General features: G+C 67.7%; 18 protein-coding genes and 4 tRNA genes. 19 read left to right on the top strand and 3 right to left on the bottom strand.

All coding sequences use genetic code 11. The annotated features are described in order from the left end of the window. Positions 1-48: 48 nt before the first annotated feature. The 18 genes from BCHO_RS04350 to aroA all read left to right on the top strand — a co-directional run bounded on the left by BCHO_RS04350 (position 49) and on the right by aroA (position 16996). Positions 49-933 carry a hypothetical protein gene (locus BCHO_RS04350; RefSeq protein ID WP_024540893.1) on the top strand — a complete coding sequence of 295 codons (885 nt, stop codon included), beginning with the start codon at positions 49-51 and terminating at the stop codon, positions 931-933. A 108-nt stretch (positions 934-1041) separates the two neighbouring features. Beyond that, a tRNA-Ala gene (locus tag BCHO_RS04345) sits at positions 1042-1114 on the top strand. Between the two features lie 33 nt (positions 1115-1147). After that, positions 1148-1220 (top strand) — tRNA-Ala (locus BCHO_RS04340). Between the two features lie 207 nt (positions 1221-1427). Next, entirely contained in the window at positions 1428-1832 is a 405-nt protein-coding gene (locus BCHO_RS04335; protein ID WP_024540425.1) for a pyridoxamine 5'-phosphate oxidase family protein, read from the top strand. Between the two features lie 46 nt (positions 1833-1878). Next, a complete protein-coding gene (locus tag BCHO_RS04330; protein WP_024540426.1) occupies positions 1879-2706 on the top strand; it encodes a histidine phosphatase family protein in 828 nt (275 codons plus the stop codon). Positions 2707-2842: 136 nt separating this feature from the next. Then, the gene (locus BCHO_RS04325; protein ID WP_024540427.1) at positions 2843-3793 is read left to right on the top strand and encodes a magnesium transporter CorA family protein; all 951 of its coding nucleotides are present in this window, start codon (positions 2843-2845) and stop codon (positions 3791-3793) included. Between the two features lie 24 nt (positions 3794-3817). Then, positions 3818-4690, top strand: coding sequence for a transporter substrate-binding domain-containing protein (locus BCHO_RS04320; protein ID WP_024540428.1), 873 nt, complete (start codon positions 3818-3820; stop codon positions 4688-4690). A 66-nt stretch (positions 4691-4756) separates the two neighbouring features. Continuing rightward, positions 4757-7729 (top strand): leucine--tRNA ligase, encoded by a 2973-nt coding sequence (gene leuS / locus BCHO_RS04315; RefSeq protein ID WP_024540429.1) that lies wholly within the window; start codon positions 4757-4759, stop codon positions 7727-7729. Between the two features lie 163 nt (positions 7730-7892). Further along, positions 7893-8756, top strand: a complete 864-nt coding sequence (locus BCHO_RS08790) for a ComEA family DNA-binding protein (protein WP_051354840.1) — start codon at positions 7893-7895, stop codon at positions 8754-8756. Positions 8757-9281: 525 nt separating this feature from the next. Next, a complete protein-coding gene (locus BCHO_RS04305; protein ID WP_162174551.1) occupies positions 9282-10667 on the top strand; it encodes a ComEC/Rec2 family competence protein in 1386 nt (461 codons plus the stop codon). 29 nt (positions 10668-10696) lie between these two features. After that, the gene (gene holA, locus BCHO_RS04300) at positions 10697-11677 is read left to right on the top strand and encodes a DNA polymerase III subunit delta (protein ID WP_024540430.1); all 981 of its coding nucleotides are present in this window, start codon (positions 10697-10699) and stop codon (positions 11675-11677) included. Positions 11678-11720: 43 nt separating this feature from the next. Continuing rightward, on the top strand, positions 11721-12299 hold the full coding sequence (gene tsaE / locus BCHO_RS04295) for a tRNA (adenosine(37)-N6)-threonylcarbamoyltransferase complex ATPase subunit type 1 TsaE (RefSeq protein ID WP_024540431.1): 579 nt from the start codon (positions 11721-11723) through the stop codon (positions 12297-12299). A gap of 34 nt (positions 12300-12333) precedes the next feature. After that, entirely contained in the window at positions 12334-13185 is an 852-nt protein-coding gene (gene tsaB, locus BCHO_RS04290; RefSeq protein ID WP_024540432.1) for a tRNA (adenosine(37)-N6)-threonylcarbamoyltransferase complex dimerization subunit type 1 TsaB, read from the top strand. Continuing rightward, a complete protein-coding gene (rimI, locus tag BCHO_RS04285) occupies positions 13182-13691 on the top strand; it encodes a ribosomal protein S18-alanine N-acetyltransferase (RefSeq protein ID WP_024540433.1) in 510 nt (169 codons plus the stop codon). Before tsaB ends, rimI begins: the two co-directional genes overlap by 4 nt. A 59-nt stretch (positions 13692-13750) precedes the next feature. Continuing rightward, positions 13751-14797 (top strand): tRNA (adenosine(37)-N6)-threonylcarbamoyltransferase complex transferase subunit TsaD, encoded by a 1047-nt coding sequence (gene tsaD, locus BCHO_RS04280; protein ID WP_024540434.1) that lies wholly within the window; start codon positions 13751-13753, stop codon positions 14795-14797. 84 nt (positions 14798-14881) lie between these two features. Further along, positions 14882-14954 (top strand) — tRNA-Asn (locus BCHO_RS04275). A gap of 392 nt (positions 14955-15346) precedes the next feature. Next, positions 15347-15422 (top strand) — tRNA-Asn (locus tag BCHO_RS04270). Between the two features lie 170 nt (positions 15423-15592). Further along, positions 15593-16996, top strand: coding sequence for a 3-phosphoshikimate 1-carboxyvinyltransferase (gene aroA, locus BCHO_RS04265; RefSeq protein WP_024540435.1), 1404 nt, complete (start codon positions 15593-15595; stop codon positions 16994-16996). A 236-nt stretch (positions 16997-17232) separates the two neighbouring features. On the opposite strand, the gene BCHO_RS04260 is transcribed toward aroA, so the two are convergent. The 3 genes from BCHO_RS04260 to BCHO_RS04250 form a co-directional block, all read right to left on the bottom strand. Continuing rightward, a complete protein-coding gene (locus tag BCHO_RS04260) occupies positions 17233-18471 on the bottom strand; it encodes an acetate/propionate family kinase (RefSeq protein ID WP_024540436.1) in 1239 nt (412 codons plus the stop codon). A gap of 226 nt (positions 18472-18697) precedes the next feature. Next, positions 18698-20383: a phosphate acetyltransferase gene (gene pta, locus BCHO_RS04255; RefSeq protein WP_024540437.1), complete on the bottom strand. Its 1686-nt coding sequence runs from the start codon at positions 20381-20383 to the stop codon at positions 18698-18700. Between the two features lie 243 nt (positions 20384-20626). Continuing rightward, positions 20627-23104 carry a phosphoketolase gene (locus tag BCHO_RS04250; protein ID WP_024540438.1) on the bottom strand — a complete coding sequence of 826 codons (2478 nt, stop codon included), beginning with the start codon at positions 23102-23104 and terminating at the stop codon, positions 20627-20629. 495 nt (positions 23105-23599) lie between these two features. On the opposite strand from BCHO_RS04250, the gene guaA reads away from it, so the two are divergent. Beyond that, positions 23600-25162 (top strand): glutamine-hydrolyzing GMP synthase, encoded by a 1563-nt coding sequence (guaA, locus tag BCHO_RS04245; RefSeq protein ID WP_024540439.1) that lies wholly within the window; start codon positions 23600-23602, stop codon positions 25160-25162. Positions 25163-25218 lie beyond the last annotated feature (56 nt).

Raw genomic sequence — 25218 nt, 5'->3', positions numbered from 1 at the left:
CGACGGTCCAAGCGGCCGGCGGGCGCGCCATGATCGGATGAATCGACCGTGAAGAATTTTTTCAATGGACTATCGTTCTCCCAGCTGCTCGCGGGCGCGCTCGCGGCGGTCACGTCGTTCCTGCTGTCGTCGAAGATCGGCATCGCAGGCTCGGTGATCGGCGTCGCCGTCGCCTCGATCGTGTCGACGTCGGCATCGCAGATCTACAAGAACGTCATCGACGCCTCGAGCAAGAAGCTGCAGGACGCAGCCGCGCAGCAGCTCGGCGAGAAGGATGGACGGCAGGAGGGGACCTCCGATGCGTCCGACGACACGCAGACGATCACCCCGGTCGGCCGGCCGGCGCAGGAACGCGGACGCAAGGGCCGCGTCGTCGCGTCGAACGGCGCCGGCGCCTCCACATCGGGGAAAGCGCCGGCGAAGCCGGCTCCCTCCGGGCCTCAGCTCACCGGTCATGACAAGCGCGTGGCGATCGTCGTGGCCGTCGTCTCCGGTCTGGTCGCCGTAGCCGTGACCGCCGGCGTCATCCTCGCGCTCACCGGCGGCAGGGGCACCGATTCGGTCGTCCACGACATCGTCAGCCCGAGCGTGACGAGCGAGGAGGGCGGCGACGTCTCTCCGGCGCCGTCGCAGAGCGTCATCACGCCGACGCCGGAGCCTTCGGCGTCGGATACGGCGTCGACGCCCTCGACGGACGACCGGCGTCAGGACGGCGGCTCGGACACGAAGGACGATCAGGGCTCGAACTCGCCGGTCGTCGAACCGAGCGCGACGCCGTCGCCGTCGCAGAGCGCGGGAACCGGCGACGGGTCGCAGAGCGCGGGAACCGGCGACGGGTCGCAGAACGGCGGCTCCACGGACGACGGGCAGGAGGGCACGACCACGCAGGGCGACTCCGGACACAAGGACGACACCGGCCAGCAGACCCAGTGACGGTGTTCCGACAGGGAAGGTCCGGCGTGTCGCAGAGTGCGACACGCCGGACCTTTGCATATTGGGAATCCATGATGTACACTATTTCGAGTTGGCTGAAAAGCCGATGGGGCTATGGCGCAGCTGGTAGCGCATCTCCATGGCATGGAGAGGGTCAGGGGTTCGAATCCCCTTAGCTCCACGAAGGTTCCTGGCATCAGGTTCCTCCCTATTCGGGGCTATGGCGCAGCTGGTAGCGCATCTCCATGGCATGGAGAGGGTCAGGGGTTCGAATCCCCTTAGCTCCACGATCGACACCCGGCTTCGGCCGGGTTTTTCGTTATCGGCACCCTGCACGACGGAGAGCGTCCGACGGGCCGCGACGGTGCGGCATCGGTGTGAGCGGGCTCACATGTGAGCAGCATGACATGCGTCGCGCTCATTCCACAGCGCAACGGGGCATGTGGCCGGCCGCGGTCGCGTAGTGTGGGGAGTGTACAGAAAGGAGCCCCACAATGGCACAGCTTACTGAAGCGATGAAGGATTTCATCAAGGACAACCTCGCATGGGTCGCCACCGTCAGCCCCGACGGCGTGCCTGACCTCGGACCGAAGATGAGCATGTTCGCGCTCGACGACGAGCATCTCGCCTACCACGAGCGCACCGCCGGACAGACCTACCGCAACCTCGAGAACGGCAGCCCCCTGGTCGTCGCGTTCGTCAACTTCGAGCAGAAGAAGGGCTACCGCTTCCGCGGCGAGGTCATCCTGCACACCGACGACGCGGTCTACGACGAGCAGGTCAGGCTCGCGAAGGAACGCGGCACGAAGGTCCCGGCATGCGTGCCGGTCATGACGATCGACACGATCGAGGACCTGTCCGCCGGCGCGCACGCCGGCAAGACGATCGCGAAGGACTGAACCGGCCCCGTCGCCATCCACGAAGCGTAAGGAGTCACAAGGAAAGATGATCACCGACATCGTCATGCTGCGCCACGGGCGCACCTCGATGAACCTCGAACGCCGCCTGCAGGGCCAGGTCGAGGTCCCGCTCGACATCGTCGGCCAATGGCAGGTGGACCAGAGCGGCCTCGCGCTCGCGCAGCGCTACTACTGGGCGAAGGTGAGCAATCTGGCCACCCATCCCGAGCTGCTGCCGGAGGCGCCGGTGGCGGCCGTGCGCGCCGTCGACGCCGAGGAGTACCGCAAGGCGCCGGCCTCGCAGCGCACGATGGTCGTCGTCAGCTCGGACCTGTTCCGCGCGCAGCAGACGGCGCACGTCTTCGCCGACATCCTCGGCCTCGACGTGCATCTCGACCCGAGGCTGCGCGAGCGCGGCTTCGGCGAATGGGAGGGCATGACGCGCGAGGAGATCCGCGAGCGCTGGCCCGAGGACTTCCGCTCCTGGAGGCGCCACGAGGGCGGCGAGCTCGCCCACGGCGTCGAAAGCCGGCGCGAGGTCGGCGAGCGCGGCGCCGAGACGATCCGCTCGTATGTGCGCCAGGCGCGGGACGTGCCCGGCGAGGAGACGCTGTTCGTCGTCTCCCACGGATCGTGGATTGTCGCGACGATCGCGACGCTGCTGGGCATGGACGTCGACGCCGCCAACGGGCTCGACGCCATGCGCAACGCCTTCTGGTCGCGTCTGAGCCTCGAGCACGGCGCCGACGGCGACCGCTGGCTGCTCGCCGAGTTCAACCACGGCCCGCAGATCGCCGAGTTCGTTGACTGGGAGAACGGCCCCGAGCAGCTGCGCAACCCCGACATGCCGATGTGGAGGCCGATCGCCGGCTGAAGCCGCCCGCATGGCGCCCACGCCGCCCGGCCCCGCCCGGGCGGCGTGTCTCATAGGTGCGGCTAAGCTGTTGATGTTTGCACAAGGACAGGCCGCGTCCGTCGCGCGGCTCGGCGAATGAGAGGCGGGTGATCTCATGCTGCGCATGTTCAGTACCGTTCACGGACAGGTCGAACAGATAGACAAGCCGGAGAACGGCTCATGGCTCGCGCTGTGCGACCCCACCGACGTCGAGCTCACCACCGTCGCCCAGGAGACCGGCATCGACCTCGCCGACCTGCGCGCCCCGCTCGATGACGAGGAGCGTTCGCGCGTCGACGTCGAGGACGACTACACGATGATCATCGTCGACATCCCGACGGTCGGGGAGCGTTCGGGACGCAACTGGTACGAGACGATCCCGCTGTCGATCATCGTCACGCGCACGCTCATCGTCACCGTGTGCATGCAGGACACGCCGGTGCTCCACCCGTTCATGGAGGGCACGATCCGCGGCTTCAACACCTTCATGCGCTCGCGCTTCATCCTGCAGATCCTCTACCGCAACGCGACGATGTACCTGCGCTACCTGCGCATCATCGACGGCGAGACCGACAAGCTCGAGCTGCGGCTGCGCCATTCGATGCAGAACCGCGAGATCCTGATGCTGCTCGAGCTGAGCAAGACGCTCGTCTACTTCAACACGTCGCTCAAGTCGAACGAGATCGTCATGGAGAAGCTCACGACGCTCTCGCGCATCAAGCAGTACCCGGAGGACGAGGACCTGCTCGACGACGTCATCACCGAGAACAAGCAGGCGATCGAGATGGCGAACATCTACAGCGGCGTCCTCGCGAACATGACCGACGCGTTCTCGTCGGTCGTCTCCAACAACCTGAGCAACGTGATGCGCATCTTCACGATCATCTCGATCACGCTGTCGGTCCCGACGCTCATCTTCTCGATGTACGGCATGAACTTCCAGAACGGCATGCTCGGCATGCCGTTCACCGGCTCGCGCTGGGGGTTCCTGATCATCATCGTGTTCGCGCTCGTGCTCGCGCTGCTCGTGCTGTGGTTCCTCACCCGTTCCCGTCTGTTCAAGTGAGGCAGCATGCGTAGCCGTGGAAGAATGAGGGTCCTTGCCGCGCTGTGCGCCGTGGCGGCCGTCTCGCCGCTCGCCGCGTGCGGCACGTCGGTGCAGGTGACGGTGCCCGGGCAGGCCGACGGCCCGATGGTCGACATCGGCGTCGCCGTCGACGAGCCCGGCGTCTCCTGGTACCACGAGGAGGGCTACAGCGGCCTGAGCGTCGACGTGGCCAAGTACGTCGCCGAGAAGATCGGCTACAGCAACCGCCAGATCGTCTTCCACGCGATGACGGCGGCGACGCGCGACGCGATGCTCGCCGACGGCACGATCGACTTCGCGATGACGTCGTACGCCTACGAGGGCGGCAAGGACGCGCGCGCGTTCACAAAGCAGCTCGCCTCGCGCGGCGGCGACGTGCGCTATTCGGGGCCGTACCTGATCGCCGAGGACGGGCTGCTCGTGCGCAACGACGAACGTGCGGCGATCCGCGGAGCCGGCGACGTGCGCGGCCGCAGCGTGTGCGTCGTCGCACACGACGGCGTGCGCGAACAGCTCGCCGCACACATCGACGGCGTACGCTTCCGCGAGGAGGACGACTTCTCCCGCTGCGTCTCCGCGCTGCTCGCCGGCGAGGCCGACGCCGTGGCCGGCGCGCGTCCGGTGCTCGCCGGCCTGCGCGCCCAGGCCGGCGCCGAATACGTGAGCCTCGTCGATGCGTCCTTCGGCGAGCGCGGCTACGGCATCGCGATCGCCGGCGGCGACGAGCTGCTCGCGCAGATGAACACGACGCTGCAGGGCATGATCTACGACGGATCGTGGGACCGGATCGTCGACGAGGCGGGCCGCGCGCTCGGCGTCGACGCGGACCTGAGACTCAACCCGCCCGACATCGTCGACTCGCGCTACGAGGAATGAGCCGCACGTTCGCACTGCGGACGGCGCGGAGGGCACTGTCCAGCTGAAAAACGATAATCGTGCCCTATGAGTGAGAACGAAGCGAGCGCGCCGGCGCAGGCGCACGATGCGGATCAGTCCGCATTCCGGTACAACGCCGCGATGGCGCAGACCATCGAAGGCAAATGGCAGAGGATCTGGGACGAGCAGGGCACGTTCTGGGCGGCGAACGTCGAAGGCGGGCTGACCGACGGCGAGGGCCGGCACGCGGACGGCCGCCGGCCGTTCTTCGCGATGGACATGTTCCCGTACCCGTCGGGCAAGGGCCTGCATGTGGGCCATCCGCTCGGCTACCTCGCCTCCGACGTCGTCAGCCGCTACCACCGCATGAAGGGCGAGAACGTGCTGCACGCAATGGGCTACGACGCCTTCGGCCTGCCGGCCGAACAGTTCGCGGTGAAGACCGGACAGCATCCGCGCGTGACGACCGAGCAGAACATCGCGAACATGCGCCGCCAGCTGCACCGCATGGGCCTGAGCTTCGACGACCGCCGCTCCTTCGCGACGATCGAGCCCGGCTACGTGCGCTGGACGCAGTGGATCTTCTCGCGCATCTTCGACGCATGGTACGACCCGGACAAGCGCAACCCGAGCGGTTCGATGGGCTGCGCGCGCCCGATCGGCGAGCTCGTCGAGCAGTTCCGCTCCGGCGCCCGCCCGATCGACGGCCATGAGGGCCGCGCCTGGGACGACCTGAGCGAGGCCGAGCAGGCGGACGTGCTCAACGAGTACCGCCTCGCCTACATCTCGAAGTCGCCGGTCAACTGGTGCCCGGGTCTGGGCACCGTGCTGGCGAACGAGGAGGTGACCGCCGAGGGACGTTCCGAACGCGGCAACTACCCGGTGTTCCAGCGCGAGCTGCGCCAGTGGTCGATGCGCATCACCGCCTACGGCCACCGCCTGATCGAGGACCTCGACACGATCGACTGGCCCGAGAAGGTCAAGCTCATGCAGCGCAACTGGATCGGCGAGTCGCATGGCGCGTCGGTGCATTTCAAGGTGCGCGCCGGCGACGGCCTCGAGGACATGGAGATCTACACGACCCGTCCGGACACGCTGTTCGGCACGACCTTCTGCGTCGTCTCCCCGGAGCATCCGCTGCTGATGCACGTACCCGAACAGTGGCCCGACGGCGTGAGCGGGCAGTGGACCGGCGGCTATGCGACGCCGCTCGAAGCCGTGGCCGCCTACCGCACGGTGGCGGAGTCGAAGACGGCCGCCGACCGCGTCAACGAGGCCGGAGAGAAGACCGGCCTGTTCACCGGCCTGTATGCGATCAACCCGATCACCGGCGCCGAACTGCCGGTGTTCACCGCCGACTACGTGCTGATGGACTACGGCACCGGCGCGATCATGGCGGTGCCGGGCGGCGACCAGCGCGACTACGACTTCGCGGCCAAGTACGGCCTGCCGGTCATCTACACCGTCGCGCCGCTGCCCGACGGCGGCGACACGCTCGCGAACTACGAGGGCAAGGCACCGTACACCTCCCATGACGGCGTCGTCGTCAACTCGTCGGTCGACGCCACCTGGGCGCGCGGCGACGCGCTCGACATCAACGGCATGGGCGTCGACGACGCGATCGCGGCCGTCACCGCGTGGCTCGAGCAGGCGCAGGTCGGCCACGGCACCGTCAGCTACCGCCTGCGCGACTGGCTCTTCAGCCGTCAGCGCTACTGGGGCGAGCCGTTCCCGATCGTCTACGATGACGAGGGCGTACCGCATCTCGTGCCCGATTCGATGCTGCCGATCAACCTGCCGGAGGTGCCCGACTACAGCCCGAAGACCTTCGACCCGGAGGACGCGCAGTCCAACCCGGAGGCCCCGCTGAGCCGCAACGGGGACTGGGTCGAGGTCACGCTCGACCTGGGCGACGGCCCCAGGCGCTACCACCGCGAGACGAACACGATGCCGAACTGGGCCGGATCGTGCTGGTACTACATGCGCTACCTCGACCCGCACGACACCGAGCACATGGTCGAACGCGACGAATACGACTACTGGATGGGCCCGAAGCACAATCCGACGGCCGGCGAATCCGGCGGCGTCGACCTGTACATCGGCGGCGTCGAGCACGCCGTGCTCCATCTGCTCTACTCGCGCTTCTGGCACAAGATCCTCTTCGACCTCGGCTACGTGGATTCGAGCGAGCCGTTCCACAAGCTGTTCAACCAGGGCATGATCCAGGCCTGGGCCTACACCGACGACCGCGGCGAGTACGTCCCGGCCGACGAGGTCGAGGAGGGTCCGGCGGACGCGTCCGGCGAGCCGACCTTCACGTGGCACGGCCAGCACGTCAACCGCGAGTTCGGCAAGATGGGCAAGAGCCTGAAGAACATCGTGACGCCGGACGACATGTACGACGACTACGGCGCGGACACCTTCCGCCTGTACGAGATGAGCATGGGTCCGCTCGATGAGTCCCGCCCGTGGAACACGCGCAACGTCGTCGGCGGCATGCGCTTCCTGCAGCGTCTGTGGCGCAACGTCATCGACGAGGCGACCGGCGAGGTCACCGTTGTCGACGAGACGCCCGACGACAAGACGCTCAAGCTGCTCAACAACACGATCGCCGAGGTGACGGTCGAGATGGAGGCGATGCGTCCGAACACGGCCATCGCGAAGCTCATCGTGCTCAACAACCATCTGACCGGCCTCGAGCGCGTGCCGCGCGCCGCGGTCGAGCCGCTGATCCTGATGGTCTCGCCGATCGCCCCGCACATCGCCGAGGAGCTGTGGAGCAGGCTCGGCCACGACCGTTCGCTCGCGCACCATCCGTGGCCGCAGGCGGACGAACGCTACGTCGGCCAGGACATGGTCACGGCCGTCGTGCAGATCAAGGGCAAGGTGCGCGCCAAGCTCGAGGTGAGCCCGGACATCGATCCGGACGAGCTCAAACGGATGGCGCTCGAGGCCGTCGCCGACCGTCTCGGCGGCGTGCCCCCGCGCAAGGTCATCGTCAAGGCGCCGAAGATCGTGTCGGTCGTGCCCGGCGACTGACCGCGACACGTCGTGGGGGAGGGCCGCCCGTCAGGGCGACCCTCCCTTTTTCGTTGATATGGCGCCGTTCTTGGCCCATGGCGGAATGTGGACGGAGGGGCCGTCCGTACACATGCTTCCGTCCGGATGGACACGGACACGTCCGGGCCGCGATAGTGGGGCCATGTTCGATGACGATGATGAGGGCCGTCCGGCCGCTCCGACACGGGGAGCCGACGCGCGCCGTTCGCGCCGGCCCGACGTGCCGCTGCCGCCGCGACCCGGTACTGCGCGGCGCGGCGGGCAGGATGGACGCAGTGGGCGATGTGAGCGCGGCTCGCCGGACGATCGCGGCGCGCGCGGTTTCGGTGGCGAGCGCGTCGGCCCTTGCGACGGCGCAGGGGACGCGGACACAAGGGCCGACGGTGCGGACGCCACCGGCGCGCGTGCGCTGCTCGAGGGCCTCGCCGGCGTGCACGCGGACGAGGAACGGCGGGGAAGCGAGCCCCGCACGCGGCCCAGGCTGAGCGTCGAACCGGTGCATGCGCTCGTCGTCATGGCGATCCTCGTCGTCATGCTCGCGGCGAGCCTCGCGCTGCTCGTGCAGCAGTCGGTCAATCTGGCCGCCGCCTCGCCCGAACCGACATCCATCGCGACGTCGCCGCACGCCTCCGGGGACACCGCCCCCTCATGCACGCCGAGCACGTCTGGCGCCCCGGATGCGCAGTCGCAGTCGTCCCGGACCGGCGCGGCGCAGGGACAGCAGGATGCGGCGCAGACGTCGCCGCAGCAGCAGCCAACGACGGATCCGGCGCCGCAGACGGCGCAGCAGGCCCTGCCGGGCACGTCGTCGCAGCCCATCGACCTCAACACGGCGACGCAGGAGCAGCTCGAGACGGTCAAGGGGATCGGGCCGGTGACGGCGGCGAACATCATCGCCTACCGCGCGGGCGTGGGACAGTTCGGTGCCGTCGACGAGCTGCTCAACATCGACGGCATCGGCCCCAAGACGCTCGAGAAGATCCGCGGACAGGTGACGGTGCGATGACCGGCGCGGGAACGATGACCGATGAGGGAACGGTGGCCGGGACGGCGCGGCGGCGACCGGCCGGCGGCGGCCACGTCGGCCTGCGCGGTCTTCCGGCCCGCTGGATCGACGGCGAATCGGGACACCGCGACCTGCGGATGCTCCCCGTCGCGCTGTGCCTGTGGGCGGCGGCGCTCGCGGCGCGCGCCGCGCTGCCGCCGGACGGCGCGCCCGGACTGCGTGGATTCGCCGCCGCGACGTGCGTTGCCGCCTGCACCGTCATGCTCGCGGCGCTGCACGGCGTGTCCGCCTGGCTGCGCCATGTGCGCGCCGGCCGCGCGCGTCCAGCGCTGCGCTGCGCCTCATGCCTGCTCATGTGCGCGGCGGCGGCGCTGACGGGCGCGTTGTCGACGGTCGTCGCGCTGACGCATGAGGCGGCCGATCCGGCGATGCGGCTGTCCCATGACGGCCCGTCGCGGGCGACCGTCGACTTCAGGGCCCGGGCGCCGGCGCTGCGGTCGTCGTCGCGTGCGGCCGCYSTGCACGGTGCGGGCCTCCACGCGCGCCGTGCAGGCGGCCGGCGTGCGCACGCCCTCGGCCGTCGACGTGCAGGCGCTGCTTCCCGAGGCGCTGTGCATGCGGATCGTGCAGGGCGGCGAATACCGCATGGCCGGCACGCTCGCCCGCGCGCCGTGGGACGCGCGCACGCTGCAGCTGACGGTGGCGCGGCGGGACGCCGGCTCGGCCCTCGCCCTGCGGCCGCCGGCGCCGTGGCGGCGCGCCGTGCATGCGATGCAGCGGCGGTTCTTCGACGTCGTCGAAGGACTTTCGGACCAGGGGCGCGTCCTCGTGCCCGGACTGACGCTCGGCGTGCTCGGACAGGACGCGCTGGGCGAGGGCGAACCGGTCGACGAGGTCTATGCGCGCCGGCTCGAGGAGGGCAGCCGGCGTGCGGGCATCATCCATCTGATGGCCGTCTCCGGCGGCCACTACGCGCTGCTCGTCGCGGCGGCGACGGCGCTGTGCTCATGGGCGCTCATGCCACGCTGGGCCGTCGCCTGCGCCCGCGCCGCCGCCGTCGCGGCGCTCACCGCCGTCCTCGTGCCGAGCGAATCGATCACGCGGGCCGTCGTCATGCATCTGTTCGCCCTCGGCTACGTGCTGCTGGGACGGCGCAGCCAGACGGCGCCGCTGCTGCTGTGGACGGCCATCGTCTCGATCGTCGCCAGACCGGCGCGCGCAGCCGATCTCGGCTTCGCATTGTCCTGCGCGGCGGTCCTCGGCATCGCGCTCGCCTCCGGTCCACTCGCCGCCGCGCTGCGCCGATGGCTGCCGCGTACGATGGCCGACGCGCTCGCGACGACGCTCGGCGCGCAGCTGCTCACGTCGCCGCTGCAGCTGCTCATGCAGCCGCGGATCGCGCTGTGGGCGGTGCCGGCGAATCTGCTCGTCGCTCCGTGGATGGACGCCGCCACAGTATGCGGACTCGTCGCGTACACGGTCAGCTGGTGCATGCCGCAGGTCGGCTTCGCGTTCGCGTGGTGCGCGTCGCTCGGCACGAAGAGCGTCGAGATCGCCGCCGACGTCTTCGGCGCCGAGGACGGCTCCGCGACGCTTGCATGGCCGTCGGACACGGTCGGCGCGCTGCGGATGGCGGCCGCCGAGATCCTCGTGCTGCTCATCGCCGTGCTGTTGCGCGCGATGGCGCGGCTGCGCGACGGCATGCCGCGCCGTCGCGCCTTCGCGTCGCCCGCGCCCATCGTCCGGTCTCGGCTGTGGTGGCGACGCACGGCCGCGATGCTCGTGCGCCTGCGCTGGCGTCCGCGCACGGCCCGCGCGACGGGGCGTCGGCGGCCGCATGGACGGGTCGGGGCGGGCTCACGGCCGCCTCGCCATCGGGCGTCCGGCGGCGGGGAGGGGAGCGGGCCGTGATTGTCCAACGATGCGCACACATTGGGACTATGGGAGTGAACAACGACGCGAACTGCGTCATCGTCTTCGGTGGCATCGAGTTCCTCAACGAACGCGAGGCGCGCGCCGACGTGCGCCGATGGCTCGACAACCACCGCGACGCCGACTTCGTCGAACTCGACGCGCGCATGACCGAAGGGTACGACTTCGACGAGGCGGTCAGCCCGTCGCTGCTGAGCGAACGCGCCGGCGTGCTGCTCACCCATCTCGAGGACGCCGACGAATCGCTCGGCAAGGCGCTCGTCGCCTACGTGCGCGACTCGGCCGGCGACCCGAACGCCTCGGGCGTCGTCATGCGCCACGCCGGCGGCGCCAAGGGCAGGCGCCTCGTCGACGAGCTGCGGCGCGCAGGCGCCGCGATGCAGCAGGTCGACGACCTCAAGGCGCTCAAGGAGAAGGGCGGCGTGCGCAACTTCGCGATCGGCGAATTCGAACGCCGCGGACGCCGCGTCGAACCGCAGGCCGCCGAACAGCTGGCTGCCGTCTACGGCGAGCACGGCTTCGGCGAGCTGTGCGCGATGGTCGGCCAGCTGTGCATGGACTTCGACGAGGACCCGATCACGCTCGAGCAGGTCAACCGGTACATGATCGGCAATCCGCAGGTCACCGGCTTCAACGTGGCCGACGCCGCGCTCGCCGGCGACGGCGCGCAAGCCGTCGTCATGCTGCGTTCGGCGCTCGTCCAGGGCGTCGACCCGATCGCGCTCGTCGGCGCGCTCGCGATGAAGCTGCGCTCATTGGCGAAGACGTCCGCCGTGCGCGCCGGGTCGATCACGGCCGCCGAGGCGAAGATGCAGCCATGGCTCATCCGCAAGACGCAGCGCCAGCTCGCCGGCTGGTCGTCGCAGGCGCTCGGACGCTGCGTGCGCAGGCTCGCCTGGGCGGACGAGCAGTGCAAGACGAACGGCGGCGACGCCGCCTACGCGATCGAGCGCTGCGTGGAGCTCATCGCGAACAAAGGCGTTGAGTAACATGGTGCGGGACAGCAACGGCAACATCGGAAGGTCGAAGGACATGGAATCGAAACGATTCGCGGTGCCGCGCGCCGAGGACATGCGCGCGCTCGGCGCCGTCGTGGCGCGGCGCATGCGCGGCGGCGAGGTCATTCTGCTGTCCGGCCCGCTCGGGGCCGGCAAGACGACCTTCGCGCAGGGTTTCGGCGCGGGGCTGGGCATCGACGAGTTGATTGTCTCGCCGACGTTCACGATCGCACGCGAACTGACCGGGACCTTCGCCGACGGACGTCCCGCACGCCTCATCCACGTCGACGCCTACCGTCTGGGCGGCGTCGACTACGCGCCCGGACAGGACAGCGTCGACCGGCTCCTCGACGAGCTCGAATCGCTCGGTCTGGACGAGGAGCTCGAGGATGTCGACGAACGCGTCGTCGTCCTGATGGAATGGGGCGAGCAGATGGCCGCCGCGCTCGCCGACGAACGGCTCGACGTCGTGCTCGAACGCCCCGCCGAGCGTCACGGGACGGCCGACGGGGCCGCGCTGACGAGCGACGGCGTGCGCTATGCGACGCTCACCGGCGTCGGCGCGCGCTGGGACGGCTTCCTCGACGACTTCGACTTCGACCCGCGCCGGTGACGACGACCGACGCACTACAACGAAAAGACGGAACATGCACACACTAGTCATCGACACATCGTTCGGCTCGACCGTGGGCGTCGTCGGACACGACCCGGTCGTCGAACACGACTCGCGCACTCATGTGGAGAAGCTGCGCAACGACATCGACGCCGCATGCCGGCAGGCGGGCGTCGCACCGCACGAGGCGGAACGCATCGTCGTCGGTGTGGGGCCCGCGCCGTTCACCGGCCTGCGCGCCGGCATCGTCACGGCGAAGGCGATCGCCTACGCGACCGGCGCGACATTGCTCGGACAGGACGACCTGACGCCGAACGCCGTGCTCATGCACTACGCCCACCGCCACGACCCGCGCTTCGCCGACCGCTTCGACTACGCCGACGTGAGCGTCGTCACCGACGGGACGCCGCGCGTCGCGCTCACGCTCAGCGTCAACGACGCGCGCCGCCGGCAGCTCTACTTCGGCCTGTATGCCGACCTCGACGCCGGCACCGGCGACCCGACGACGCTCATCGACATGGACATCGACGCGCCCGACCATATCGCGCGGCGCGTCGGCGAGGCCGTCGACCGCTACCGCGACGCCCACCCCGGCGTCGACGTCGTCCTCGACGTCGTCGGCCACGGTGCGCGCAAGTACGCGTCCGCATGGGACGGCCTCGCGCGGCTGGAGACGGTGAGCGACATCGGCGCGCTCGACATGGGCGCCGCGGGGCTCGCACTGTTCGCCGACGTCGCGCAGGCGCACGCCCCGGCAGACGAGGGCACGGGCGCCGTCGAGCCGCTGTATCTGCGCAGGCCCGACGTCAGCGTGCCGAACCCGCTCAAGCACGTGCTCAACCACGATCCGGCGCACGGGACGGGCGACGGGGCGGCGACGGCATGATCGTGACCGGCGACATGCTCGACCGCGCGACGGTCATCAAGGCGATGGGTGCGCTCGAACGGGACCTCTTCGGCGCCGGCGCCTGGAGCGAACGCGCCATCGCGCAGGAGCTCGACGCGCCCGCACGCTCCTACTACTTCGACGTGGACGACACGGACGACGGCGCGGGCGGAACGGACGACGCGACCCCGCGCATACGCGGCTACGCGGGATACTGGTACGACGGCTACGACGCGCAGATCATGACGATCGGCGTCGCCCGGGACCATCAGCGCGAAGGCATCGGCCGCGCGCTGCTCGAACGGATGGTCGCGGACGCGAAGGCGGCCGGCGCCGAACGCATGCTGCTCGAGGTGCGCGTCGACAACGATGCCGCGCTCACGCTCTACCGGGGCATGGGATTCGAACGGATGGGGCTGCGCAGACGGTACTATCAGCCCGAAGGCGTGGACGCGTACACGATGAGCCTCGAATTGAGGCCCCGCGTCGTCGGGTTCACGGCATGACGGCGGCAGGACGGGAACACATGACAGGACAAGGTGGAAGCATGGAACAGACAGCAGCGATGGACGGACCGATCGTCCTCGGCATCGAATCGACCTGCGACGAGACGGCGGCGGCCGTCGTGCAGGGCGGCACGCTGCGCTCGAACGTCGTCGCGTCGTCGATGGACGAACACGCGCGCTACGGCGGCGTCATCCCCGAGATCGCGTCGCGCGCGCACGCGCAGGCCTTCGTTCCCGTCGTCTCGAAGGCGCTCGCGGACGCCGGGCTGGAGATCTCGGACGTCGACGCGATCGCAGTGTCGGCCGGGCCGGGCCTCGCCGGATGCCTCGCCGTCGGCGTCTCCGGCGCGAAGGCGCTCGGATGGGCCGCCGGCAAGCCGGTCTACGGCGTCAACCACGTGATCGGGCATGTCGCGGTGACGCAGCTGCAGTTCGGCGCGCTGCCGGCGAACACGATGGCGCTCATCGTCTCGGGCGGCCACACGTCGCTGCTGCACGTCGAGGACATCGCGCGCCATGTGGACGTCGTCGGCACGACGCTCGACGACGCGGCTGGCGAATGCTTCGACAAGGTGGCGCGGCTGCTCGGCTTCCCGTATCCGGGAGGTCCGCACATCGACGCGCACGCGCAGCGCGGCGACCCGCACGCGATCCATGTGCCACAGGGGCTCACGCAGGGACGCGCCGGTAAGCAGCATCCGTACGACTTCAGCTTTTCGGGCGTCAAGACGGCCGTCGCGCGCTGGATCGAGGAACGGCAGGCCGCGGGTGAGCCGATTCCGGTGGACGACGTGTGCGCGTCGCTTGCGGCGTCGGTCGCCGACGTGCTCGCGAAGAAGGCGATGCGCGGCTGTGCGCAGTACGACGCGGACACGCTCATCGTCGGAGGCGGATTCTCGGCGAACTCTCAGCTGCGGCAGGCGCTGCTGATGGCGGGAGAGGAGCACGGCGTCGACGTGCGGCTGCCGCGCATCGCGCTGTGCACCGACAACGGCGCGATGGTGGCCATGCTCGGCTCGAACCTTGTCCAGTCGGGCGTCGCACCGTCGTCGCCGGACTTCCCAATCGACTCGGCGATGCCGCTCGAACGGATCGTGATGCCATGACGACGACACGCCGATTTGCATATTCGGTGCATGGCGCGTATATTGTTTTTTTGTTGCGTTGAAGAGATTCGATGCAAGCAGTATTCCTGCGTAGCTCAGTTGGCAGAGCATCCGACTGTTAATCGGACGGTCACTGGTTCAAGCCCAGTCGCAGGAGCCGACAAGCCGCCTTCGTGCGGCTTTTTTCGTTACCGTCGCGCATGCAGGCGCTGCGCTGTGGACGGATTTGTCCAAACCGTGAAGCATGTATGGGGAATTTGTATGCATGCGGGCGAAATCGCACCGCCTATGGGCAAAGCGCGTACAGTGGATGGTGTCGGTTCAAGGCCGACGGCGGAACGGATCCCGTCGGACGCATGGGTGGTTCGCGTCATTGGTTTCGGGGGCGCGGAATCCGCGACCCGTTCGCCGGCCTTGAACCGATTTTTTCGTTTATCTGCGACGGTTCCCGGCTTTGGCGAATATGTGCGACACGCCGATTTGCATATTCGGTGCATGGCGCGTATATTGTCTTTTTGTTGCGTTGAAGAGATTCGATGCAAGCAGCATTCCTGCGTAGCTCAGTTGGCAGAGCATCCGACTGTTAATCGGACGGTCACTGGTTCAAGCCCAGTCGCAGGAGCCAACAAGCCGCCTCCGGGCGGCTTTTTCATTGTCATGACCGGTGCGGATCGGCATTCGGCAGAGGAGTGCCGGCAAAACCGTGTGCGGTTGCGCCGTCCGCGTTTGCCGCGCCGCTCCGGCATGCAGATGCGGGGGACTGCGAATTCAGCCGCCTCCATTACGATGGAGGACATGAACGAACCGAACCATACGGCCGTCGTGGCCGATCCGTGGCCCGCACCGCTCGCGACCGCATCGCTGGACGCGACCGCCACGATCCCGGGCAGCAAATCGCTTTCCAACCGTTACCTCATCCTCGCCGCGCTGGGCGCCGATCCCGTGCGCATCCGCGGCCTGCTGCGTTCGCGCGACACCGACCTGATGATGAACGCGCTGCGCGCGCTCGGCGTGACCTGCCGGGAGGACGCCGACGACCCGACGACGGTCACGGTGACGCCGCCGCCGAACGGCGTGTTCACCGGCTGCACGGAGGTCTACTGCGGCCTCGCCGGCACGGTGATGCGCTTCGTGCCGCCGCTTGTGCTGTTCGCCGACGGCCCGGTACGCTTCGACGGCGACGAGCAGGCGTATGCACGGCCGATGGAACCGCTGCTGTTCGGCCTCAAGCAGCTCGGCGCCCATGTCGAATACCACGGTCAGGAAGGATGCCTGCCGTTCACGGTGACGCCGCCGAAGAAGCTCGGCTCGGCCGACGGCAAGCCGATCAAGATCCGCGTCGACTCGTCGTCGTCCTCGCAGTTCGTCTCCGGCCTGCTGCTCGCGGCGTCCCGCATCCCCGGCGGCGTGCTGCTGCGCCACACCGGCAGGACGCTGCCGAGCCTGCCGCACATCCGCATGACGATGGAGGACATCAACGCCGCCGGCGGCGACGTGACGATGCCGGAGCGGGGACGCTGGCTCGTGCAGCCGCGTGACCTCGACCTGCCGCGGACCGTGACCGTCGAGCCTGACCTGTCGAACGCCGCGCCGTTCCTGGGCGCCGCGCTCATCGCCGGCGGCGCCGTGCGTGTTCCGAACTGGCCCGCCCATACGACGCAGCCGGGCGGCCTGCTGCCGTCGATGCTGCACAAGTTCGGTGCGACGATCACGCTCGACGGCGAACCGTTCGACGAGATCAACGACTGCGAGATGTTCAACGACGACTTTTCCGGCACGCTGTGCGTGACCGGCGACGGCTCGATCCACGGACTCGGCGAACTCGACATGTCCGCGGCGGGGGAGCTCGCGCCGAGCGTCGCCGCCATCGCGACGCTCGCGGACGGCCCGTCGCAGCTCGTCGGCATCGGCCATCTGCGCGGACACGAGACGAACCGCCTTCAGGCGCTCGTCACCGAGATCGAACGCGTCGGCGCGCACGCCGAGGAACTCGACAACGGCATCGCCATCGAGCCGGTCGCCGACGACGAACTGCACGGCGCGGTCATGGAGACCTACGCCGACCATCGCATGGCCACCTTCGCGGCGATGCTCGGCCTGCGCATTCCCGGCATCGAGGTCAGGGACGTGCAGACGACACGCAAGACGATCCCCGACTTCACCGGCATGTGGGCGGCGATGCTCGCGCAGCACCGCTGACCTTACGCGCGCCGTCCCGCTGCGGACGGCGCCTCCACGCCATTGCGGGCGGCATCCCCGTAAGTCGTACGTCCCGTAAGCCGTACAGGATGCGTCGGCTGCCCCCCATAACGCGGCGAGGGATGCCCGGGCGGATGGACGGCGGACAAACGAAAGGAGGGACGACTCCCACGAGTCGTCCCTCCGTATCATGCGCGGCCGGCGGTCGTCATGGCCGGCGCCGCACCGATCGATGCTCAGTCGGCGATCTTGTTGCCGTACTTGTCCTCGGCCTTCTCGACGATCTCCTGCGCGCGCTGCGCGATCGCGAGCTCCTCGTTCGTCGGGTAGACGACGACGGTCACCGAGGAATCCGGCGTGGAGATGATGCGCGGCTCCTTCGAACGCGTGTCGTTCTTCTCCATGTCGAGCTTGACGCCGAACGGCGCGAGCTTCTCGCACACCATGCGGCGCACGATCTCGTCGTTCTCGCCGACGCCGGCGGTGAAGGTGAGCACGTCGAGGCCGCCGAGCTGCGCGGTGTAGGCGCCGATGTAGCTGACGATGCGGTGGACGTAGACGTCGAGCGCGAGTTTCGCGTCCTCGTTGCCCTCGGCGATCAGACGGTGCACCTCACGCATGTCGCCGAAGCCGGTCATGCCCATCATGCCGGACTTCTTGTTGAAGAGATCGTCGAGCTCGTCGACGTCCATGTGCGCGTTGCGCATCAGGTGGAAGACGGCGGCGGGGTCGATGTCGCCGGTGCGCGAGCCCATGACGAGGCCCTCGAGCGGGGTCAGGCCCATCGACGTCTCGATCGGACGGCCGCCGAGCTCGGCGGAGGCGGAGGCGCCGTTGCCGATGTGCAGCACGATCTGCTTGAGGCCCTTCGCGGCCTCGGCGTCCACGCCGAGGAACTCCGGGATCTGCGAGGAGACGAACCAGTGGGAGGTGCCGTGCGCGCCGTAGCGGCGGATCTTGTACTTCTCGGCGACTTCCTTGTTGAGCGCGTAGGTGCTGGAGGCCTTCGGCAGCTGCTGGAAGAAGGAGGAATCGAAGACGTAGACCTGCGGGACGTCCGGCATCAGCTGACGCATGACGCGCGCGCCCTTCGCCTCGGGGCCGTTGTGCAGCGGCGCGAGGACGGCGAGTCCCTCGACCTTCTCGGTCGTCTCCGGGGTCACGAGCGCCGGATGCGGGAAGGTGTTGCCGCCCTGGACGACGCGGTGGCCGACGGCGATGATGCCCGCCTCGTCGAGCTTCGGGCCGAACTCGTCGAAGAAGCCGAGCACGCGCTTGAGACCCTGCTCATGGTTCTCGATGCGCTCTTCGAGCTCATGCTTCTCGCCGTTGTATTCGTACTTGTAGTGACCGTCGATCGGTTCGCCGATCTTCTCGACGAGGCCGGACGCGATTCCCTCGCCGGTCTCGAGGTCGACGAGCTGGTACTTGATCGAGCTGGAGCCCGAGTTGATAACAAGGACGGTTTTCGCCATTGTGGCATCCTCCATTGGGTTATTGCGTTCGCCGCGGTTGCGACTTTCCTCAAGACAGATTACTCACCGAATGCTACAAACATGCGAACGGCTCCGCCGAATATGGACATTCCCGGCGATGCCGTCGCGGGAAGGGGAACGCGGCGCACGGAAAAGCCGCCGCCCGCAGGCGACGGTCGGACGAGACCATCATCTGCGGGCGGCGGCTGCGGGATATCCCGCATGCTCAGTCGTTGCGCTGGGCTTCGATCGCGGTCAGCGCGATCGTATTGATGATGTCCCGGACGAGGGCGCCGCGGGACAGGTCGTTGACCGGCTTGTTCAGACCCTGCAGGATCGGGCCGATCGCGACGGCGTTCGCCGTGCGCTGCACCGCCTTGTAGCAGATGTTGCCGGAGTCGAGGTCGGGGAAGACGAAGACGGTGACGCGACCGGCAACCGGGTTGCCCGGCGCCTTGACGGACGCCACTTCGGACGACCATGCCGCGTCGAACTGGATCGGGCCGACGAGCTCAAGCTCCGGCGCCTTCTGCCGGGCGATGGACGTCGCCGCGTCGACGAGATCGACGTCCGGCCCCTTGCCCGAGCCGAGCGTCGAATAGGAGAGCATGCCGACGCGCGGCTCGACGGAGAAGGCCTTCGCCGTCTGCGCCGACTGCAGCGCGATGTCCGCGAGCTGCTCGGCGTCGGGGTCGAGGTTGATCGCGCAATCGGCGAAGACCGAGACATGGTCCTTGAGGCACATCAGGAACGCTCCGGACACCGATTTGGTGCCGGGCTTCGTCTTGATGAGCTGCAGCGCCGGACGCACCGTGTTCGCCGTCGAACTGATCGCGCCGGAGACGAGGCCGTCGGCCTGTCCGAGCACGACGAGCATCGTACCGAAGTAGTTCGGGTCGCGCAGCGTCTTGCGCGCCACGTCGGGCGTCATGCCCTTCTTCGCGCGCAGCTCGCACAGCCGGTCGACCATGACGGCGAGCAGCTGCTCGTCCTCCATCGACTGGAAGCGTGCCTTGTCGAGGGAATGCAGACCGAGCGCGCGCCCACGATTGAGGATGTCGTCGCGCTCGCCGATGATGACGAGATCGCAGATGTTGGACTGCAGCAGGTAGTCGGCGGCCTGGATGATGCGGTCGTCGGAGCCTTCCGGCAGCACGATCGTCTTGCGGTCCGCCTTCGCGCGTGCGAGCAGGTCGTACTGGAACGCGTAGGGCGTCGTCGGCGGCACGAAGGGGGAGTCGAGCGTCTCCATCAGCTCATGCTCGGGCACATGCTCGTCGAACAGCGCAATCGCCTCGTCGGCGCGCGACGGCGTCAGGCCGGACATGTCGAGGAACGGCAGCGTCCACACATGCACCGGGCAGTCCTTGAGATACGCCTTGAGCGCCGTCGTCTGGTCGTCCTTGCAGCCGGTGACGAATACGCCGATGACCTTGGTGCCTGCGTTCGTCACGACTTCGGAGCATGATTCGATCGTCTCGAGCACCTCATCCGGGCTCCGTCCGATCGTGCACACGGTGAGCAGGACCGGCGACTGCAGGTCGGCGGAGACGTCCGCGTTGAACGAGAAGCGTTCGGGGTCGGCGACCCTTGTCTTGTCCGAGCCGACGATGACGCGCGCCTGTGGATCGAGCTCGGCGTTCATGTCGATGAAGTTGGCGACGATCTGCTCGCGCGCCTCCTTCTTGCGCAGCCGCGCCGTCGGCATCGTGACGCCGACGGCCTGCGCGCGCGTCTGGTCCACCGACGTGTACTTGAGCAGCATGTCGGTGAAGGTCTCGTCGGGGGAGACGGCGGGACGGAAGATGCTGGTGCGCAGATGCTTGGCAAGTGCGTTGACGACTCCGAGCGCCACGATGTTGCGTCCGTTGCCGGGATTCGGACTGAGGATGCTGACGTTCTTGAGGCTCACTGTTCGCTCCTTCTACAGTTGCAGTGCGAGGATGCCCGGCTTCGGCGCGACGCCGGCGGGCAGCGTGACGACGTTGTTCACAACCGCCATTCTACCTAGCGTCGGTGTGCAAACGTTGTCGGCGCGCGCGGGCCGAACATAAATGTGAGCTAGATAACACCCGGACAACGCAAAAGGCGGGGATCCGGACAATGTCCGGATCCCCGCCTCTATCGACTAGACGAGGTCAGTCCTGCAGAGGATTCACTCGTTGTCGCCCGCGGTGGCCGCGGTGGCGGAGAGCATCTGCGTCTCGTCGACCTTGACGTCCGGGTACACCCAGTCGGTGAACTCCGGGATGTCGTAGCCGTTGTCGACCGCGAACTGGAACGCCTTCTTGCGGAACTCGTTGAGCTCGTTGATCTTGTCGGCGTACTTGTCGGCGTCGATCAGCTCGAGAGCCTGGGCTTCGAGCGCGTAGCGATCCATGTCGTTGACGCGGACCATGTCGAACGGCGTGGTCGTGGAGCCCTGCTCCTTGTAGCCGACGACGTGGAAGTTGTCGTGGTTCGGGCGGTCGTAGATGAGGCCGCGGACGTCCTGGGCATAGGAGTGGTACGCGAACAGGACCGGCTTGTCGGCGGTGAAGAGCTCGGCGAAGTCCTCGTTGGACATCGCTTCGTCGTTGTCCTCCGGGGACTGCAGCTTCAGGAGGTCAACGACGTTGACGACCTTGAACTTGATGCCTTCCTTGTTCAGGGCGTCGGAAGCGGCCATGATCTCCTGCGTCGGAACGTCGCCGGCGGCGGCGAGGACGACCTGGACCTCGTCGTTGCTCTTGGCGTTCGAAGCCCACTTCCACTCGGCGGCGCCGGCCTCGAGCTCGGCGCGAGCCTCGTCGAGGGTGATCCACGTCGGAGCCGGCTGCTTGCCGGAGAAGATCGCGTTGATCTTGTTGGTCGACTTGAAGCACTTCTCGGCGATCGCGAGCAGCATGTTGGCGTCGGTCGCGAAGTAGATGTTCGTCACGTGGTCGTTGTTGAACGTCTTGTTGATCAGGACCGAGGTGACACCCGGATCCTGATGCGAGAAGCCGTTGTGATCCTGACGCCACACGTGCGAGGAGACGAGCAGGTTGACCGAGGAGATCGGCTTGCGCCACGGGATCTCGCGGACGGTCGCCTCAAGCCACTTCGCATGCTGGTTGAGCATCGAATCGATCACGTGGACGAAGGACTCGTAGGAGCTCCAGATGCCGTGACGGCCGGTGAGCAGGTAGGCCTCGAGGAAGCCTTCGCACTGATGCTCGGACAGCTGCTCGACGACCTGGCCGGTGACGGCCATGTTCTCGTCGACGAGAGCGGACAGGTAGCCGTTGTCCCACTGCTTCTTCGTGACCTCGTAGGTCGCGTTCAGACGGTTGGAAGCGGTCTCGTCCGGTCCGAAGATGCGGAACGAATCCGGGTTGTTCTTGATGATGTCGCGGCAGTACGCGCCGAGCGAGCGCGGAGCCTCGACCTGGCCCCAGCCATGGCCGTACTCCTTGACGCCGGTGATCTCGTACTGATCGAGCTCGGGGAGCTTGAGGTCTTCGCGGATGCGGCCGCCGTTGGCGTTCGGGTTGGCGCCGATGCGCAGATCGCCCTTCGGCATGAACGCGGTGACGTCGTCCTTGATCGAGCCGTCGGCGTTGAAGAGCTCCTCCGGCTTGTAGGACTCCATCCAGCTCTTGAGGACCTCGAAGTGCTCCTCGGTGTCGCGGGCGGAGGCCAGCGGGACCTGATGCGCACGCCAGGAACCCTCGGTCTTCTTGCCGTCGATGAACTTCGGGCAGGTCCAGCCCTTCGGCGTGCGGAAGATGAGCATCGGGTAGAACGGGCGGGTCATGTCGTCCGTCTGCGCCGCGGCCTTGATGTCGCAGATCTCATCGAAGATCGTCTCGAAGAGCTCGGCGAAGCGACGGTGGATCGACAGGTGATCCTCGTTGTCGAAGCCGGCGACGAACTCGTACGGGTGGTAGCCCATGCCGTGGAAGAAGTCGTGCAGCTCTTCGTCGGAGATGCGGGCGAGGATCGTCGGGTTCGCGATCTTGTAGCCGTTGAGGTGCAGGATCGGCAGGACGATGCCGTCGGTGCGCGGGTTGACGAGCTTGTTGGACTGCCAGCCGGTGGCCAGCGGGCCGGTCTCGGCCTCGCCGTCGCCGACGATGCACGGGACGAACAGGCTCGGGTTGTTCATGATCGCGCCGTAGGCGTGGGAGAGCGCGTAGCCGAGCTCGCCGCCCTCGTGGATCGAGCCCGGGGTCTCCGGGGCGAAGTGGGACGGGATGCCGCCCGGGTAGGAGAACTGGCGGAAGAACTTCTGCAGGCCAGCCTCGTCCTTGGTGATGTTCGGATAGTACTCGGTGTAGGTGCCGTCGATGTAGGACTGCGCGGTACCGGCCGGGCCGCCGTGGCCAGGACCCATGATGAACACGGTGTTCTGCTGGTGGTCGGCGATGAGGCGGTTGATGTGGGCCAGGAGGAAGTTCAGACCCGGGGTGGTGCCCCAGTGGCCGACGAGACGGTGCTTGACGTCGTCGCGGGTGAACGGCTCCTTCATCAGCGGGTTGCTGCGAAGATAGATCTGGCCGATGGACATGTAGTTGGCGACGCGCCAGTACTTGTCCATGCCTTCGATGGCTTCTTCGGAAACCGGGCGATCCAGCTTCTGCCAGGGGGTGCCAATAACAGGATTAGTCATGTGTGCTCCTGTACTCCTGCACATAGTGTGCGATTGATTTTTTCGGTCAGGGCACGGGATCCGCATGTCCCTCCGTGAGGAAGGAACCCCGTGTCCGGTCGAGGAACATGTTACGCGGACTCGCTGACGTTTTGCGTTCTTTTGGTTAGGTGTGAGCGAAAATGTGCGATTTCTTATGCATTTTGGAAGAATCTGCCGATGAAATGTGAATTCGGCCGATGACTGAACAATGCGGTAAACCGTTGGAATCATTGGTCTCCGAGGTGATCCACGTTTCCAGCTCCGTTCGATTCCATGTGCGAATCGCGGCGTGTTGCGTGTGGCCGTCCGGGCATGTCCGGCGCCTTGCGCGGGGCGCGTTTGACCGCTTCAGCGGCGTCGGCGCCGAGGACGGCGCCGCCCGTGGCGCCGACGCGGCCGATGTCTCCTTGCGGCAGCACAATATCTATGTTGTAATGCCCGTAAGAGTGCAATCCGTCCGTCAAAGGGAGTTGTATGGCAACCGGTCCTGTCCTCGTCGTTGATTTCGGCGCCCAGTACGCGCAGCTCATCGCGCGCCGCGTACGTGAGGCCAATGTGTATTCCGAACTGGTCCCGCATTCGATGTCCGTCGACGAGATGCTCGCCAAGAAGCCCTCGGCGATCATCCTGTCCGGCGGCCCCGCGTCCGTCTACGAGCCCGGCGCCCCGACGATCGATCCGAAGGTCTTCGACGCCGGCGTGCCGGTGCTCGGCATCTGCTACGGATTCCAGGTGATGGCCCACGAGCTCGGCGGCGACGTGGACAAGGCCGCGCTCGGCGAGTACGGCAAGACCGAGGCCGTCATCGACGACGCCGTCGGCATCCTCGACGGCTCGCCGTCGCTGCAGACGACGTGGATGAGCCACGGCGTCGCCGTGAACAAGGCCCCGGAGGGCTTCGAGGTCCTCGCGCACACCGAGGGCGCGCCCGTCGCCGCGATGGAGCACGCCTCGCGCAGGCTCTACGGCGTGCAGTGGCACCCCGAGGTCCGCCACACGCCGCTCGGCCAGGACCTCATCTCGAACTTCCTGCACGAATGCGCCGGCATTCCCGACGACTGGAACGCGAAGAACATCATCGACGAGCAGGTAGAGGCGATCCGCGAGAAGGTCGGTGACGCGCAGGTCATCTGCGGCCTGTCCGGCGGCGTCGACTCCGCCGTGGCCGCCGCGCTCGTGCACCGTGCGGTCGGCGACCAGCTCACCTGCGTCTTCGTCGACCACGGCCTGCTGCGCAAGGGCGAGGCCGAGCAGGTCAAGCACGACTTCGTCGCCGCGACCGGCATCAGGCTCATCGCCGTCGACGCGTCGAAGGACTTCCTCGATGCGCTCAAGGGCGTCTCCGACCCCGAGACGAAGCGCAAGATCATCGGCGAGAAATTCATCCGCACCTTCGAGAAGGCGCAGCGTCAGGTCATCGAGGAGGCGGGCGCCCGGGGCAAGGAAGTCAAGTTCCTCGTGCAGGGCACGCTCTACCCGGACGTCGTCGAGTCCGGCGGCGGCGACGGCGCGTCGAACATCAAGTCCCACCACAACGTCGGCGGCCTGCCCGACGACATCAAGTTCGAGCTCATCGAGCCGCTGCGCTCGCTGTTCAAGGACGAGGTGCGCGCCATCGGCACCGAGCTCGGCCTGCCCGACGAGATCGTCTGGCGCCAGCCGTTCCCGGGCCCGGGCCTGGGCATCCGCATCATCGGCGAGATCACGAAGGAGCGCCTCGACGTGCTGCGCGACGCCGACGCGATCGCCCGCGAGGAGCTTTCGAAGGCCGGCCTCGACCGTGACATCTGGCAGTGCCCGGTCGTGCTGCTCGCCGATGTGCACTCCGTCGGCGTGCAGGGCGACGAACGCACCTACGGTTCGCCGATCGTGCTGCGCCCGGTCAGCTCCGAGGACGCGATGACCGCCGACTGGTCGCGCGTGCCGTACGACGTGCTCGCGACGATCTCGACGCGCATCACGAACGAATGCCGCCAGATCAACCGCGTCGTGCTCGACTGCACGTCGAAGCCGCCGGCGACGATCGAATGGGAGTGACGCCGCCGATCGGGCGGCCGTCGCTCGCGTGACGTCCTTCCTTACGGGCGCGCGCV

Source organism: Bifidobacterium choerinum, from assembly GCF_000741135.1.
Classification (GTDB): Bacteria; Actinomycetota; Actinomycetes; order Actinomycetales; family Bifidobacteriaceae; genus Bifidobacterium; species Bifidobacterium choerinum.
Note: the sequence above shows the minus strand (reverse complement) of the source record. Positions and strands in the feature narration are given on the sequence as shown.